Genomic DNA, 14,690 nt, shown 5'->3' with positions numbered 1-14,690 from the left:
GTCCGATAGGGTAGTGTCCACATGAAAGCATGTCCGTAAGCGGTATGTCAACCCTACCGGACAGTCTGGAGCGCCGGTTGACAGCGTCCGCTGAGGTATACCCTAACGGTCAAGGCGCGGTGGTGACAATGCGGCGATCACGAACTGGAGAAGCCAGTAAAGCGTTGCAACAACTCCGATGAACATGAAGACTGCAACACCTACGTTAAACCACATCGGGAACACCCGCTGCGGTCCCATCCTCACGTTGGTTGCGGCCCCTCCTAAGCAACGGACGTTCAAGACCGCAGGAAGATCAGTCACAGTGTCGATCATTGAGACGGTAAAGAACTCCTTCGCGTTCAATGACGGCACACGGATCACCCATCTGCCGTCTGAAAGAGGCTCTCCATCCCACTTTCTTGGGTCCCAGATCTCGAAGTGTTGAGGCTTCCAGTTCAGCACAATTTCTATGTCTTGAATGGCTGATCTGCCTACGTTTTGGAACCAGACCTGCTGAGTGACTACTGGAAAAAAACCGCCATCATTCAGGTTGGGCATGCGGTAATGGTGTTGGTGGGAAACCGCCCATATCACCTTACCTCGCGGGGTGAAGAACCTGCCGGCCGCTGCGGTAATCGCAGCAATGATCAGGGCCTGCCCAATGCCGGATTGAATGAACTGGTCCACTAACTCAAGCATGGTTCCCCCTCGTGATGCGCGAGCTGTACTTGATGTACAACCAAATTGGTGCGGGAGGGAGGGGGGGGACACACCTAATCCTCAGATCATGATTGAGATCACGAAATACTCCACGAGACATTCGTGGCTGACGTTAAGAGTATGCATTTTGCACCGTCTATGAGATGCACACCTAGAGGCGTCAGAACGGTAGATCATCATCCCCCATCTCGTCCTCGATCTGCTCCCGCAAGGGATCACCAGTCTCCACAAGAAGAAGCCGACCAACCTCTGCTGCCCTCGCCCCGAGATATATATCGAGTGCAATGGCGGCTATCTCTGGAGACGTTGCAAGCTTCGTGGAGAAGGTTCTTGCGAGCTGATCTGCCCACTTCTTCGCCTGCTCGTACTTGAAATGCAAATTCCGAGGCAATCCGCCCCCTGATTCCGAAATGATCTCGCCCCCCAATTCCGAGAAATAGTCGCCCCCTGATTCCGAGATGATGCCGCCCCCATCGGAAAGCATCTGGCGTGGGTGTTCTGCTGGTGTGAAGTTTCTTCCTTCGACGTGACGAGGAAGGAACGGGATGCCTGCGGAGAGACTGGAGATGCGGCGTGTCCGCGAGATATTGAGATATCGCTTCGAACAAGGACTTGGCCACAAGTCGATCGCGGTTCGGGTTGGAGCTGCGCCATCGACGGTGCGCGAGACGCTTCGGCGTGCGGCCATTGCGGAGCTATCGTGGCCGTTGGGTGACGACATCAGCGATGCAGTCCTGGAAGCGGCGCTTTACAAGGCAGGCGGGACGAAGACGGGTCATCGTCGGAGCCCTGAGCCGGACTGGACGCAGGTCCACCGCGAGCTGAAGCGCAAGCATATGACGCTGCAGATCCTTTGGGACGAATACATCAGCCGTTATCCGGAGGGCTATCGTTACAGTCGCTTCTGTGACCTCTACCGCGGCTGGGCGATGAAGTTGCCTGTGACGATGCGGCAGGATCACGCGGCCGGCGACAAGCTGTTCGTCGACTACGCCGGCGACACGGTCACGGTTGTCGTTGATCGGCTGTCCGGCAAGACACGGCAGGCGCACCTGTTCGTGGCGGTTCTGGGAGCATCCAGCCTTTCATATGCGCAGGCACGTTGGAGCGAGACGCTTCCCGACTGGATTGAATGCCATATCCTGGCGCTGGAGTTCTTTGGCGGTGCGCCAGCCTTGCTGGTTCCCGACAATGCCAAGGTAGCGATCATCAAGGCCTGCCACTTCGATCCCCAGGTCAACCGGACGTATTGCGGGATGGCGGCCCATTATGGCAGCGCCGTCTTGCCGACGCGGCCGCGACGCCCGCGGGACAAGGCGAAAGTGGAAGCTGCGGTTCGTATCGTCGAACGTTGGCTGTTGGGCCGGCTGCGCCATCGCACATTCTATAGTTTGGCCGAGGTCAATGCGGCGATTGGCCAATTGCTCCATGATCTCAATGATAAGCGCGTTCTGCGCCGTGTCGGCGCCACGCGCCGCCAATTGTTCGAGGAGCTTGATCGTCCGGCTTTGCGACCGCTGCCTGTCGAACGTTATGTCTTTGCCGAATGGCGTATCCGGCGCGCCGGGCTGGATTATCACGTCGAGATCGAGCGGCACTATTATTCCGTTCCCTATCGCTTTGCCCGCGAGCAGGTCGAGGCTCGTATCACCGCCAATACGATCGAGATCTTCCACAAGGGCGAGCGAATTGCCGCTCACCGGCGCTCCAGCGGCAACGGCAAGCACACGACGATCCCCGATCATATGCCCTCTGCGCATCGCCGCTTTGCCGACTGGACGATTGAACGGATTCAACGCGAAGCCTCTGCGATGGGGCCGGATGTTGCGCTGTTGTGCGAGCGCATTCTTGCCGACAGGCCTCATCCCGAGCAGGGCTTTCGAGCTTGCCTCGGCATCATCCGCCTCAACAAGAGCTTCGGCCGCGACAGGGTCAATGCCGCTTGCGGCCGTGCGTTGGAGATTGGCGCACGAACCTATGGCTCGGTGCGATCCATCCTCGACAATCACCTTGACCGGACGGCTGCCTCAAATGGAGCGGCGCCGCATGAACAGATCCATCACGCCAACATCCGCGGACCTCGCTATTACCACTAAGGAGAACGAAAGATGCTTGCCCATCCAACACTGGATAAATTGAATGCCATGGGCCTGGCCGGCATGGCAAAGGCCTTTGGCGAACTTGTTGCCAACGGCGAAGCCGAACATCTCTCGCACGCCGAATGGCTCGGACTGCTGCTCGAACGGGAATGGAGCTCCCGTTACGATCGGAAGCTTGCGGCACGCCTCAGGTTTGCCAAGCTTCGCCACCAGGCCACCCCAGAAGATGTCGACTATCGCGCCGACCGCGGCCTCGACCGTGCTCTCTTCATGAAGCTGCTCGGTGGCGACTGGATCAACGCCCATGACAATCTGGCCATTTGCGGCCCCTCGGGTGTCGGAAAGAGTTGGTTGGCTTGCGCTCTCGGCCACAAGGCTTGCCGAGACGATCGCTCAGTTCTCTATCAGCGTGTCCCAAGGCTGTTTGCCCAGCTTGCGCTCGCGCGCGGTGATGGCCGCTACGCCCGCCTGCAACGGACCTTGGGCCATGTTCAGCTCCTGATACTGGATGATTGGGGGCTCGAGCCGCTCAACGAACAGGCCCGCCACGACCTGCTGGAAATCCTCGAAGATCGCTATGGACGCAAATCAACGATCATTACCAGCCAACTTCCCGTGTCCGCATGGCACGGCGTCATTGGCGACCCAACCTACGCCGATGCCATACTCGACAGGTTGGTCCACAATGCCCACCGCATCGAATTGAGCGGCGATAGTCTGCGCCGAAATCTACCGCGCAAAGCTTGACACCTCGCCTGAATGAACTGACAACAATCATCGCCTGCAGACCCCACTAAACAGGGGGCGAGATCATCCCGGAAACCGGGGGCGCAATCATCTCGGAACAAAGGGGCGGCTTCATCGGAATCGGCAACTTGAAATCCTCATAGTCCAGTCGCTCCTCGCGAGCATCCAACCTTCGGGCCTCTTTCGATGCTCTCCACCAGTTCAGCGGTAGCTCATCACGACCGACTCCTGACAACTCCAAGGTCTTCCTGACGGTACGCATGTTAGCCACTGTGCGTTCGCTGATGCCAGCCATCTTCGCTGTCTCCTTCTTCGAGTACCTATCAAGGACGACTAGCCTCCACCCCAGGTTCATCCGCTGATGGGTGTTAAGCGGCAGTTTGACCTCATTGTTGGCTTCGGCCGCCGCCTTGATCGCGTCGTCCAAATTGCCCCTGAACCAAACAACAGGCACCCCCTCGGCTACCCGAGAACGCCCTTGCATCCGCTTGTAAGCATGGAGGCGATGATGACCATCAAGTAACACTGCTCCCTCGCCGCACCGCCAGACGGTAACCGGCCTCAGGTCGTTCTCGCGCTTGAGGACATCGAAGAGAGCAGTCGCGTGTCGCTCGTCTGTGTGTTCCCCTCTAACCTGGAAGACAGAGGGGATTTCAATGATGCTGCTCCAGGGCAGACGGGCAGGCTCGTGAGCGGTAGTACATGGCCGGACGGAGATCTTTAAGAGGGCCTCGATGGCATCCAATAAATCGGCCGTAGAGGCTTGCTTGAGCGCCTCCAGATCGGGGGTAAGTTCTGACATTCATTCTCTCTTATGACATTGGCCTGATCTCTCTCTTCCCCTGTCCTCAAGAGAAGTCTCGACTGCGGTGACAGCAACTGAGGGAAGGAGGAGAGAACGTGAGCGAGACGAACCGAACACGACTGTCGGGGCGAGTGTGACGCAGTTCTTCTCCCTAAGTGGGGGGTAATCAGCCTGCGACGTTGAGAGCGCAGAAGCCAAAGCACGGTTCTTCCCTTAACCGAGGGGCAATCGGCAATGGGGAGAAGGGACAGGACGGTCGCAGGGGGGGCGTGGAGGAGGCTGGAGCAGTGGTTCTTACAAGGCCCTTCTACAGGCAGCCATAGCTGTAGAGGTCGCGCGGCGCACATCGTCCAGTCGCAACATGAAGCGAGATCGTACCTGCGTAGCGGTAGGTCTGACTACATCCGGTAGTACGTATAGGGCGCTTGGTCAGAATGGTTGGTCAGAATGAGTTGATTGACCAAGGCTAAGCCACTGAAAATAAACATCAAATTTGTTGGGTGGGGAGTTTGGTGGAGCTAAGCGGGATCGAACCGCTGACCTCTTGCATGCCATGCAAGCGCTCTCCCAGCTGAGCTATAGCCCCATCAGGGTCCGGCTTTGCCGGTCCGGGAAGATCGCGAGGCGCGTTGTGCCCGGCGAGTGGCGGCTTATTACTTCTGCTAGGTGCAGATGGCAAGCCGAAAAGTGAGGGCCGGGACGATTTATTTTTCGGTTCCGGCCGGATGCTTCGATGCCGATCGCGCTCGATGGATGGGGCGGTTTCGTGCGCCTTTCGAAACGCTTGCGGACAGGCATGCGGGCGCTGATCCGCCCGCGTCGCCGGTCTGTTCAGACGTCGTCGTCCTCGTCGGAAACGCCGATGATGTCGCTCATGTCGTCGTCATCGTCTTCGTCGTCGGTCTGGAGGAAGGTGTCGTCGTCGTCGCCCTCGATCTCGACATCGTCGTCGCCGAGATCCGGCAGATCGTCGCCGCCCGAGGCCTCGTCATCCGCTTCCTCGAGCGAGACGAGTTCGACTTCCGTGTTCTCGGTATCGACTTCCTTGACGTCTTCCTCTTCTTCCTTCTCGAGCACCTTGGCGACGGAGGTCTCTTCGAAGAAGGACAGCGGATAGGACTTGCCCGTGTAGGGGGAGACGATCGGATCACGGTTCAGATCGTAGAATTTGCGCCCCGTTTCCGGGTCGATGCGCTTTGTTCCAAGTTCCGGTTTTGCCACAGTCAAAGCCTCTTGAATGGCCGGCGAGCCGGCTCTTGCCGGAAAGCCGGCGGTTAGAAAAGTATCAAGCTTATGATGATTAGCCGGTCCCCATAATCATCTTGGCGAGTTCTGTCAAAGATAAACTTCCGCGAGCTCCGGCCGTCATTTTCTTCGTAGCAGGAGGATGACCCTTTTCGCGCATTGTGTTAGGGAGCCGGCGAGACCGGCGGTCCGCCAACAACGCGCCGGAAAGCACCACCTTCCGCGCCAGCCGTCAGCCGGATTGTCAGAGGAAAACCACGATGTCTCACGGCTCGAACCCGCGGCCCGCCACCGCACGCAAGTCTTCCGACCTCAAGGGCACCTTGCGCATTCCGGGCGACAAGTCGATCTCGCACCGCTCCTTCATGTTCGGCGGTCTTGCCGCGGGCGAGACGCGCATCACCGGTCTCCTCGAAGGCGAAGACGTGATCAATACCGGCAAGGCCATGCAGGCGATGGGCGCCAGGATCCGCAAGGAGGGCGACACCTGGATCATCGACGGTGTCGGGAACGGCGCGCTGCTCGCGCCCGAGGCACCGCTCGACTTCGGCAATGCCGGCACCGGCTGCCGGCTGACGATGGGCCTTGTCGGCGTCTATGATTTCGATTCCACGTTCATCGGCGACGCCTCGCTGACCAAGCGCCCGATGGGCCGCGTGCTCGATCCGCTCCGCGAAATGGGCGTTCAGGTGAAGTCGGCCGAGGGCGACCGGCTGCCGGTGACGCTGCGCGGGCCGAAGACGCCGAACCCGATCACCTATCGCGTGCCGATGGCGTCTGCCCAGGTGAAATCCGCCGTGCTGCTCGCCGGCCTCAATACGCCCGGCATCACGACCGTCGTCGAGCCGGTGATGACCCGCGACCATACGGAAAAGATGCTGCAGGGCTTCGGCGCCAATCTGACGGTCGAGACCGATGCCGAGGGCGTGCGCACCATACGCCTCGAGGGCCGCGGCAAGCTGACTGGCCAGGTGATCGACGTGCCGGGCGATCCGTCCTCCACAGCCTTTCCGCTGGTGGCGGGGCTCATCGTTCCGGGCTCGGACATCACCATCCTCAACGTGCTGATGAACCCGACCCGTACCGGCCTCATCCTGACCCTGCAGGAAATGGGCGCCAATATCGAAGTCATGAACAAGCGGCTTGCCGGCGGCGAGGATGTCGCCGATCTGCGCGTGCGCCATTCGGAGCTCAAGGGCGTGACGGTGCCGGAGGACCGCGCGCCGTCGATGATCGACGAATATCCGGTGCTCGCCGTCGCCGCTGCCTTCGCCGAGGGCACGACCGTGATGAACGGACTGGAGGAGCTCCGGGTCAAGGAGTCCGACCGCCTGTCCGCCGTGGCGGACGGCCTGAAGCTCAACGGGGTGGATTGCGACGAGGGCGAGGCCTCGCTGGTCGTACGCGGCCGCCCGGGCGGCAAGGGCCTGGGCAAAATCTCGGGCGGCCAGGTGAAGACCCATCTCGACCACCGCATCGCCATGAGCTTCCTTGTCATGGGACTTGCCTCGGAGCATCCGGTAACGGTCGACGATGCGACGATGATCGCGACGTCCTTCCCCGAATTCATGGGCCTGATGACGGGACTGGGCGCGAAGATCGAAGAGGCAGAGAACAAGGCAGCCTGATGACCTTCGTAATCGCCATCGATGGACCTGCGGCCGCCGGCAAGGGAACGCTCTCGCGCCGGATCGCCGAGCAATACGGCTTCCACCATCTCGACACGGGGCTGACCTATCGCGCGACCGCAAAGGCACTCATGGATGCCGGATTGCCGCTCGACGACGAGGCGGTGGCCGAGAAGACGGCGCGCGAGGTGGACCTTTCCGGGCTCGATCGCGCCGTGCTTTCCGAGCATTCGATCGGCGAGGCGGCGTCGAAGATCGCCGTCATGCCGGCCGTGCGCCGGGCGCTGGTCGAGGCGCAGCGAGCCTTCGCGCGCAAGGAGCCGGGTACCGTCCTCGACGGGCGCGACATCGGCACGGTCGTCTGCCCTGATGCGGCGGTGAAGCTCTATGTGACCGCTTCCCCCGAAGTGCGGGCGAAGCGGCGCCATGACGAGATCGTCGCCGGCGGCGGAAAGGCTGACTACACCGCGATTTTCGAGGACGTGAAGAAGCGCGACGGGCGCGACATGGGGCGTGCCGACAGTCCTTTGAGACCTGCCGAGGACGCGCACTTGCTTGATACTTCCGAAATGAGTATAGAGGCGGCATTCCAGGCGGCGAAGACGCTGGTCGACGCCGCCCTGAAAGAGAAAATTTGAAGAAGGCCTGATCCCGGCCCAGCCGGTCTCCTTCTTGAAAATAGCCTGAAATTCCGTCCACGCGCCGGATTGCTCCATGACAGGAGCGGACTGGGTTCAGGCCTGTCTAACACCAACCCCCGGCGCATATGCGTCTCCGGCAGGAGATGCAGCAGGAGATTATATGTCTGCAACCAACCCCACCCGTGATGATTTCGCAGCGCTTCTGGAAGAGTCCTTCGCCAAGACGGACCTCGCCGAAGGCTATGTCGCCAAGGGCATCGTCACGGCGATCGAAAAAGACGTCGCAATCGTCGACGTCGGCCTGAAGGTCGAAGGCCGCGTACCGCTGAAGGAATTCGGCGCCAAGGCCAAGGACGGCACGCTGAAGGTCGGCGACGAAGTCGAAGTCTATGTCGAGCGCATTGAAAACGCACTCGGCGAAGCAGTCCTCTCGCGCGAGAAGGCCCGCCGCGAAGAGAGCTGGCAGCGCCTGGAAGTCAAGTTCGAAGCCGGCGAACGCGTCGAAGGCATCATCTTCAACCAGGTCAAGGGCGGCTTCACCGTCGATCTCGACGGCGCCGTAGCCTTCCTGCCGCGTTCGCAGGTCGACATCCGTCCGATCCGCGACGTGACGCCGCTGATGCACAACCCGCAGCCCTTCGAAATCCTCAAGATGGACAAGCGCCGCGGCAACATCGTCGTTTCGCGCCGCACGGTTCTCGAAGAGTCCCGCGCCGAGCAGCGTTCTGAAATCGTTCAGAACCTCGAGGAAGGCCAGGTTGTCGAGGGTGTCGTCAAGAACATCACCGATTACGGTGCGTTCGTCGACCTCGGCGGCATCGACGGCCTGCTGCACGTCACCGACATGGCATGGCGCCGCGTCAACCATCCGTCGGAGATCCTGAACATCGGCCAGCAGGTCAAGGTTCAGATCATCCGCATCAACCAGGAAACCCACCGCATCTCGCTCGGCATGAAGCAGCTCGAGTCCGATCCGTGGGATGGCATCGGTGCGAAGTATCCGGTCGGCAAGAAGATCTCCGGTACCGTCACGAACATCACCGACTACGGTGCGTTCGTCGAGCTGGAGCCGGGCATCGAAGGCCTGATACACATCTCCGAAATGTCCTGGACGAAGAAGAACGTTCACCCCGGCAAGATCCTGTCCACGAGCCAGGAAGTCGACGTGGTCGTTCTCGAAGTCGACCCGACCAAGCGCCGCATCTCGCTCGGCCTCAAGCAGACGCTCGAGAACCCGTGGCAGGCCTTCGCGCATAGCCATCCGGCTGGCACGGAAGTCGAAGGCGAAGTCAAGAACAAGACCGAATTCGGTCTGTTCATCGGCCTCGATGGCGATGTCGACGGCATGGTCCACCTCTCCGACCTCGACTGGAACCGCCCGGGCGAGCAGGTCATCGAAGAATTCAACAAGGGCGACGTCGTCCGTGCTGTCGTTCTCGATGTGGACGTCGACAAGGAGCGCATCTCGCTCGGCATCAAGCAGCTCGGCCGTGATGCGGTCGGTGAAGCTGCCGCTTCCGGCGAACTGCGCAAGAACGCCGTCGTTTCGGCTGAAGTCATCGGCGTCAACGATGGCGGCATCGAAGTGCGGCTCGTCAACCACGAGGACGTCACCGCCTTCATCCGTCGCGCCGACCTCTCGCGCGATCGCGACGAACAGCGTCCGGAGCGTTTCTCGGTCGGCCAGACCGTCGATGCGCGGGTCACCAACTTCTCCAAGAAGGACCGCAAGATCCAGCTGTCGATCAAGGCTCTGGAAATCGCGGAAGAGAAGGAAGCCGTCGCTCAGTTCGGCTCTTCCGACTCGGGTGCTTCGCTCGGCGACATTCTGGGCGCTGCGCTCAAGAACCGCCAGAACAACGAGTAATCGTTGACGGACTTGAAATGATAAGCCCGCGGAGAGCGATCTCCGCGGGCTTTTTCGTGGGCAGGGCGAAAACCGTTCCGCACTTTTCCTGAAAGTGCTCCAAGGCCTGTCGAGATTCGGGATAGCCGCCGCGGCTGGCTTGATCTCCTCATCCCTGTGCTCGTCACAGGGATCCAGCCAGACCAAGTCCTTGGTCTGAAAGAACATTTCTCCGCGCCGCAGACGCGGCGCTGCTGGATCTCTGTGACAAGCACAGAGATGAGGAGGAGGAGAGATTGCAGTCCTCCAATACGTTCCTAGGCCGCGCAGTCGGTACTCAAGGAATTCAAGCGTATCGAGCCATGCGTGCCGGCAAAACCGACCGGAGCTTCAACGCCATCATCCATCTCGCAGCAGCCGTCATAAACCCCAGACTAGCACTACAGTTGCATTTTAGTTTTGAGGTGAGCTCGTCGAGCGGCCGCCTGATGGGCGCGCCTCCAGCATGACCATGCGATGACGTAGGCGGGGCTTATGCGACGCTGAGCGAGTCTTATGGCGATGCGTCGGACTTCCTGGATAGACCAGCGGATTAAATCCTGATGGTCGGCATCCGCAGTCTTTTTTGGGGCGTCGCGTCATTGGCGCGGTATCGGATCACCGCCATCATGGCGAAGGCGAGCATGACGAGGGAGACGTGGCGATGCCAGCCATGCCATGACCGGGTTTCGTTGTGATCGAGTCCGAGCTCGTTCTTGGCGGTCTCGAAGCTGTCTTCGATCGCCCAGCGATGGCCTTCAACGGAAACGAGCGTCTGGATGCCCGTCCCGGCCGGGCACCATGTGGTGAAGAATGCGAGATCACCGTCGCTGATATTGCGCCGGATCAGGAGGCCACGGGTCCAAAGCCCAGATTTCGTCTCGTTGTATTCGTCGGCATCGAGGTCGGCGAGTTCGCAATAGGCCCAGTCATGAAGCCGAGCGCCTTTGGTGCCCTCACCGGCGGAAAGACGCTGCCATGCACTTGGATCGAGATCACGGGCGATCTCCTGCGCTGTGCCGGCGACCGGAGGCTTTCCCGACCACGAGCCGAAATGGTGGTCCGATTTAACCCCAAGAACGTAGCCTTTGCAGGCTCGGCGCAGGGTTCCTTCGATGTCCCCGACGCCATAGACCGCATCTGCGGCCACCCATGAAAACGGCACATTGGCTGCCAGCGCACGCCGTATCATCTCGACAGCCAGGCCTGGCTTGGTAGCGAAGGCTGTAGCCTGAGGAACATGAGCTGCTGCAAGCCTTGCCGGATCGCCAGTCCAGCTCTTGGGCAAGTACAGGGCTCGATCGATAAAGGCATGGCCGCGATCGGACACATAGGCGGCGAACACACCGATCTGGCAGTTCGTTATCTTGCCAGCCGAACCTGTATATTGACGTGCAACACCGCACGATGTCTTGCCCTGCTTGAGGAAGCCCGTCTCATCGATGACCAGGACCGCATCATCCGTGGCGAGGTTTTCTACGACATACTCTCGCACGATGTCGCGAAGTGCGTCCGCGTCCCAGCGCCCGCGCCCCAGAATGGCTTGTTGCCGCCACGGGCCGGGATCACCGGCCGCCTCAGCACGCATCCAACCTGTCTTACGCCGCTCGTCACCCAGCAAGCCGTCCAGGAAAAGGTTCGCAGAGGCTGCAACTCGCTCCTGCGTAAACAGTCCGCGCATGCGAGCCTTCACGTCGCGCAACGATGATGCCCAAAGCTCAAGCGTCGTCTCGATTGATGCACCTGCCATCCATGACCTCCGAATCATGGAGACCCATAGATTCAGATCATAGATAAATATGCAACTGTAGTGCTAGGCCAGGCCACCGAGCTTTCGGTAGAGGTCATAGGCGTCGGCTGCCGGTCGATCTTCGGCCCGATCCTGTTCGCCGCCGGCCGCATGTCCCTGCTGCTGGTCGTCGCTTTCCCGTTCTCCCTCGTCATCCCTGGCGTCTTTTTCCGGCTCGCCCTCGCTTTCCCGCTTACGCCGGTCCACCTCGTCGGCATCGCTTTCTTCTGCCGGCGGGTAGGGAACCAGCGCGAAGGGAAACATTTCCCGCGGAAGTCCGCTTTCCGGCACCCGCGCGAGGCCCTGCGACGCCATCGCGTCCTCGCCGGTCCGGCGCTCTGCCTGAGGAGGGGGCAGGTCGGGGAGAGATGCATCGGTTCCTGTGTCGGACGCGGCGTCCACCGGCGGTTCGCTGGCGGCGGCTGCGCTTCTGACCGCGCCGGCGGTCTCCCGTGGCCGCGCCGGCGCCTCGTTCTCCGGCGGCAGCAGGGGCGCGGCCGGTCCTGCGTCTTCCATGTCGCGAGGTTGCCAGCTCTTGCTCGTCCCCGGCAGCGCAAGACTGTCGCGTATGACCGCTCTCAAGGCCTCCGCCGGCGGTTGCGCCATGCGCGCGGCACTTTGCGTCCGCACTCGTGGTCTATCGTCCTCCCTCGCGGAGCGCGAGGGGCCGTCGGTGCCCTCCGGGCCTTCGCCGTCAGGGAGGCTTTCAGCGCCGGCTTCCGCGACTGCAGCTTTGCCCTCGGCTGTCGCAGGTTTTGCATCTTTCGGCAGGGCGAGCGCACTCCCGTTCAGGCCCGCCGCCTGACTGCGGCGCGGCGCCGATGGTTCCGCCAAATCCGCTTCGCTATCCGGGAGCTGCTCATCGGAGCCTTCCGGCGTCATCGCCGCCGTATCCGCCATCTCCGCCATTTCCCCCTCAAGCGGGCTTGCCGAAGCATCTCTCGCTGCAATCTCCGCACCTCGCGGCGCTGCAGGAGCGTTCGTGGGCGCCTTCGGCGAACGTTGCGGCCCGGCTGGAGCCTCCTCCTGCGCCGCTTCGATTGCCGCGCCCTTGGGTGTCGTCTCGATCCGCACGTCCTCCATATCGGCGCCGTAGGTCTTCTTGAGCATCGCTTGAAGCAGCGCGAGATCGCTCGGCACGGGTCTTTTGGCGCCCGGGAGCACTGGCGGGACCTGTGCCGGCAGGGGCAGGCTGCGGAGCGGGGTTCGATCAGGCGGCACCGCGCCCCGGCGGTCTCCCGCGATCGTCGCCGCAACGGCGACGCGCTGCACGAGGCTGCGGGTGGCCAATTGCTTCTCCAGAAGCAGGCGTTCCGGCATTGGCAATGCCTCGATGAAGCCGGTCAACCGCCGAATGAAGGCGCGTCCGGTCTCCTGCGGCAGGGGTGGAAATTTGAGGATGAGCGCCAGGTCTTCTACCAGCTTCACCAGTGCGTCCTTGGATAGGACCTCCTTGCCGGAGAGATGGCGGGACAGCGCATCGACGATCTTCCGGATCGCCTCGCTACGCTCCGCCGCCGGCAGCGAGCGGCGCAGGCCCTGCGTCGTCTCCTCAGCAGATCCGACGGCTGTCCTGATGGCGATGAAGGCGGGCAGATCGGGCATGATCCGCAAGCTTAGGTCAAACGGGTTTAGGGAGTGTTAACCATGACGACGACTTTGCGCCACGCGGCAGTCGTCGCGCCGCCCCCTTGCGGGAAGCTCATTCACGGCCCATCCTGGCATGAGCTTGATGGAGCCGCCGATGACATTTCGCCCGCCGCAATCGCTGCGCAGTTTCGGTCTCACCGGTAACGGGGTGAACGTCCTCGAATACGAGCTGATGGCCGAGCGCGCCGACGCGCTGGGGCGCAACGGCCTGAAGGTCGAGAAGGCAATTGCCGCCCTGAATGCCTTCAACAGCAACAGGCACCCGCCTTCCGAACGCGAGCGACTGCTCGACGAGGCGGCCGACGCGGTTTGGGCCTTCCTCATCCAGCGCGAGATCTGCGGCCTTCGCGACAGCCGCGATGCCGTGCGCCGCTACGGCATTCCGAAGGAAGTCATGGCGCGCGTCGGGATCGTCAGGAAGCGCTGACTGACGGGAGCGCCGCGCGTTTGAGGGAACGCGCGGACTCGATGAATCCAAGGGTACGCTCCCCTAACGATAGGGCGAGTAGCAGACCCGGTAGACCCCGCCATAGGTCAGGTAGCGGTTGGAGGCAGGGTTATAGGACCGATAGCGCGACAGGCACCAGCTGACATGGCTGTTGCCGCCGCTCCGGACGTAGCCGCCGCCATAGTAGCGTGGCCTATAGGAGCGATAACCGTAATATGCGGGCCCGGGATAGCTGTAATAGCCGGGGCCATAAAAGCGCGGTCCGTAATAATAGCGGTTCCCGTAATACGGGCGGTAACGGTAGCTGGGTCCGAAATAGAAGCTGATCCCGGACCGCCTGTAATAGGGGCTCCAGCCCGGATAGAAGCCGGATCCTCCATAATAGCCGCGGCGAGAATAGCCGCCGCGCCACCCGTAACGGCCGCGATGCGTGGCATTCTCGACGCCGGCCGGCGCTTTGATCGCAATGTCGAGCGCCGGGCGCGGCATGGCCTGAACGGACGTTACAGGGGGAACCGCGGAGGCGGCGGCGAGTGCGCAGCTGACAACGAAATTCCGAAATTTCGTCATTTTCTCCTCACTTTCCGAAAGCCGTTGCTTTCCGGTTTTTGTCCCTGCTCCTTTCAGCGCCGCGCGACTTATCAGACGCGCAAAGGCCGCTGTAACTCTTCAAGTTGCTGCATTTTTTGGCGGTGATCGGCCGACCAACGAAACATGCAGCAGACGTTTGGTGTCGCATGCCTATTCGTGGGCGCGTGCTCCACGTATCGACGCGGGCGTTCCGGATTCCGCCCATTCGCCGTTGCTCTAGAATGCGCCTCTCCGGCTCTCATGTCACTGGAATTCTTGCCCTATCATCGTGGACCCGGCCGCGCTTTACCGCGCTTTTTCGCGATGCGAGACGAAAACTTCAAAATGCCTGTTGACACTTCGGTCACGGCCTTTTACATGCCGGTCCGTCGCCCAGATGGCGGAATTGGTAGACGCGCCAGCTTCAGGTGCTGGTACTCGAAAGGGTGTGGAGGTTCGAGTCCTCTTCTGGGCACCATTC

Annotated in this window: 13 protein-coding genes and 2 tRNA genes; 7 read left to right on the top strand and 8 right to left on the bottom strand. The window is 61.2% G+C overall.

Annotated features, from left to right (window positions below):
* Window positions 1-102 precede the first annotated feature (102 nt).
* Window positions 103-681, bottom strand: a complete 579-nt coding sequence (locus tag JOH52_RS05155) for a hypothetical protein (RefSeq protein ID WP_017267198.1) — start codon at window positions 679-681, stop codon at window positions 103-105.
* Between the two features lie 181 nt (window positions 682-862).
* Window positions 863-1,186 carry a hypothetical protein gene (locus tag JOH52_RS05150; RefSeq protein WP_017275341.1) on the bottom strand — a complete coding sequence of 108 codons (324 nt, stop codon included), beginning with the start codon at window positions 1,184-1,186 and terminating at the stop codon, window positions 863-865.
* An 82-nt stretch (window positions 1,187-1,268) separates the two neighbouring features.
* On the opposite strand from JOH52_RS05150, the gene istA reads away from it, so the two are divergent.
* The gene (gene istA, locus JOH52_RS05145) at window positions 1,269-2,798 is read left to right on the top strand and encodes an IS21 family transposase (protein ID WP_209566044.1); all 1,530 of its coding nucleotides are present in this window, start codon (window positions 1,269-1,271) and stop codon (window positions 2,796-2,798) included.
* Window positions 2,799-2,810: 12 nt separating this feature from the next.
* Entirely contained in the window at window positions 2,811-3,548 is a 738-nt protein-coding gene (gene istB / locus JOH52_RS05140) for an IS21-like element helper ATPase IstB (protein ID WP_012477343.1), read from the top strand.
* Window positions 3,549-3,594: 46 nt separating this feature from the next.
* Here the strand turns inward: istB and JOH52_RS05135 are convergent, their stop codons facing one another.
* The 3 genes from JOH52_RS05135 to JOH52_RS05125 form a co-directional block, all read right to left on the bottom strand.
* Entirely contained in the window at window positions 3,595-4,350 is a 756-nt protein-coding gene (locus tag JOH52_RS05135) for a ParB N-terminal domain-containing protein (protein WP_017275418.1), read from the bottom strand.
* Between the two features lie 513 nt (window positions 4,351-4,863).
* Window positions 4,864-4,939: transfer RNA gene (locus JOH52_RS05130), tRNA-Ala, on the bottom strand.
* A 245-nt stretch (window positions 4,940-5,184) separates the two neighbouring features.
* Entirely contained in the window at window positions 5,185-5,574 is a 390-nt protein-coding gene (locus JOH52_RS05125; RefSeq protein WP_003534381.1) for a TIGR02300 family protein, read from the bottom strand.
* Between the two features lie 284 nt (window positions 5,575-5,858).
* On the opposite strand from JOH52_RS05125, the gene aroA reads away from it, so the two are divergent.
* From aroA to rpsA, 3 genes are all read left to right on the top strand, one after another.
* A complete protein-coding gene (gene aroA, locus JOH52_RS05120) occupies window positions 5,859-7,226 on the top strand; it encodes a 3-phosphoshikimate 1-carboxyvinyltransferase (protein ID WP_010968452.1) in 1,368 nt (455 codons plus the stop codon).
* Entirely contained in the window at window positions 7,226-7,864 is a 639-nt protein-coding gene (gene cmk / locus JOH52_RS05115) for a (d)CMP kinase (RefSeq protein WP_010968453.1), read from the top strand. The genes aroA and cmk overlap by 1 nt, the downstream gene beginning before the upstream one ends.
* A 163-nt stretch (window positions 7,865-8,027) precedes the next feature.
* Window positions 8,028-9,734: a 30S ribosomal protein S1 gene (rpsA, locus tag JOH52_RS05110; protein ID WP_003534399.1), complete on the top strand. Its 1,707-nt coding sequence runs from the start codon at window positions 8,028-8,030 to the stop codon at window positions 9,732-9,734.
* A 571-nt stretch (window positions 9,735-10,305) separates the two neighbouring features.
* Here rpsA and JOH52_RS05105 read toward each other — a convergent pair.
* Window positions 10,306-11,520 (bottom strand): IS701-like element ISRm31 family transposase, encoded by a 1,215-nt coding sequence (locus JOH52_RS05105; protein ID WP_080597544.1) that lies wholly within the window; start codon window positions 11,518-11,520, stop codon window positions 10,306-10,308.
* Between the two features lie 45 nt (window positions 11,521-11,565).
* Window positions 11,566-13,146, bottom strand: a complete 1,581-nt coding sequence (locus JOH52_RS05100) for a hypothetical protein (RefSeq protein WP_010968454.1) — start codon at window positions 13,144-13,146, stop codon at window positions 11,566-11,568.
* A gap of 139 nt (window positions 13,147-13,285) precedes the next feature.
* Between JOH52_RS05100 and JOH52_RS05095 the strand changes: the two genes are divergently transcribed.
* Window positions 13,286-13,618: a DUF6665 family protein gene (locus tag JOH52_RS05095; protein WP_003534402.1), complete on the top strand. Its 333-nt coding sequence runs from the start codon at window positions 13,286-13,288 to the stop codon at window positions 13,616-13,618.
* Window positions 13,619-13,681: 63 nt separating this feature from the next.
* On the opposite strand, the gene JOH52_RS05090 is transcribed toward JOH52_RS05095, so the two are convergent.
* On the bottom strand, window positions 13,682-14,209 hold the full coding sequence (locus tag JOH52_RS05090; RefSeq protein ID WP_003534404.1) for a BA14K family protein: 528 nt from the start codon (window positions 14,207-14,209) through the stop codon (window positions 13,682-13,684).
* 391 nt (window positions 14,210-14,600) lie between these two features.
* On the opposite strand from JOH52_RS05090, the gene JOH52_RS05085 reads away from it, so the two are divergent.
* Window positions 14,601-14,687 (top strand) — tRNA-Leu (locus JOH52_RS05085).
* Window positions 14,688-14,690: the final 3 nt, after the last annotated feature.

The organism is Sinorhizobium meliloti (assembly GCF_017876815.1).
Classification (GTDB): Bacteria; Pseudomonadota; Alphaproteobacteria; order Rhizobiales; family Rhizobiaceae; genus Sinorhizobium; species Sinorhizobium meliloti.
This window is presented reverse-complemented; position numbering and strand designations above follow the sequence as displayed.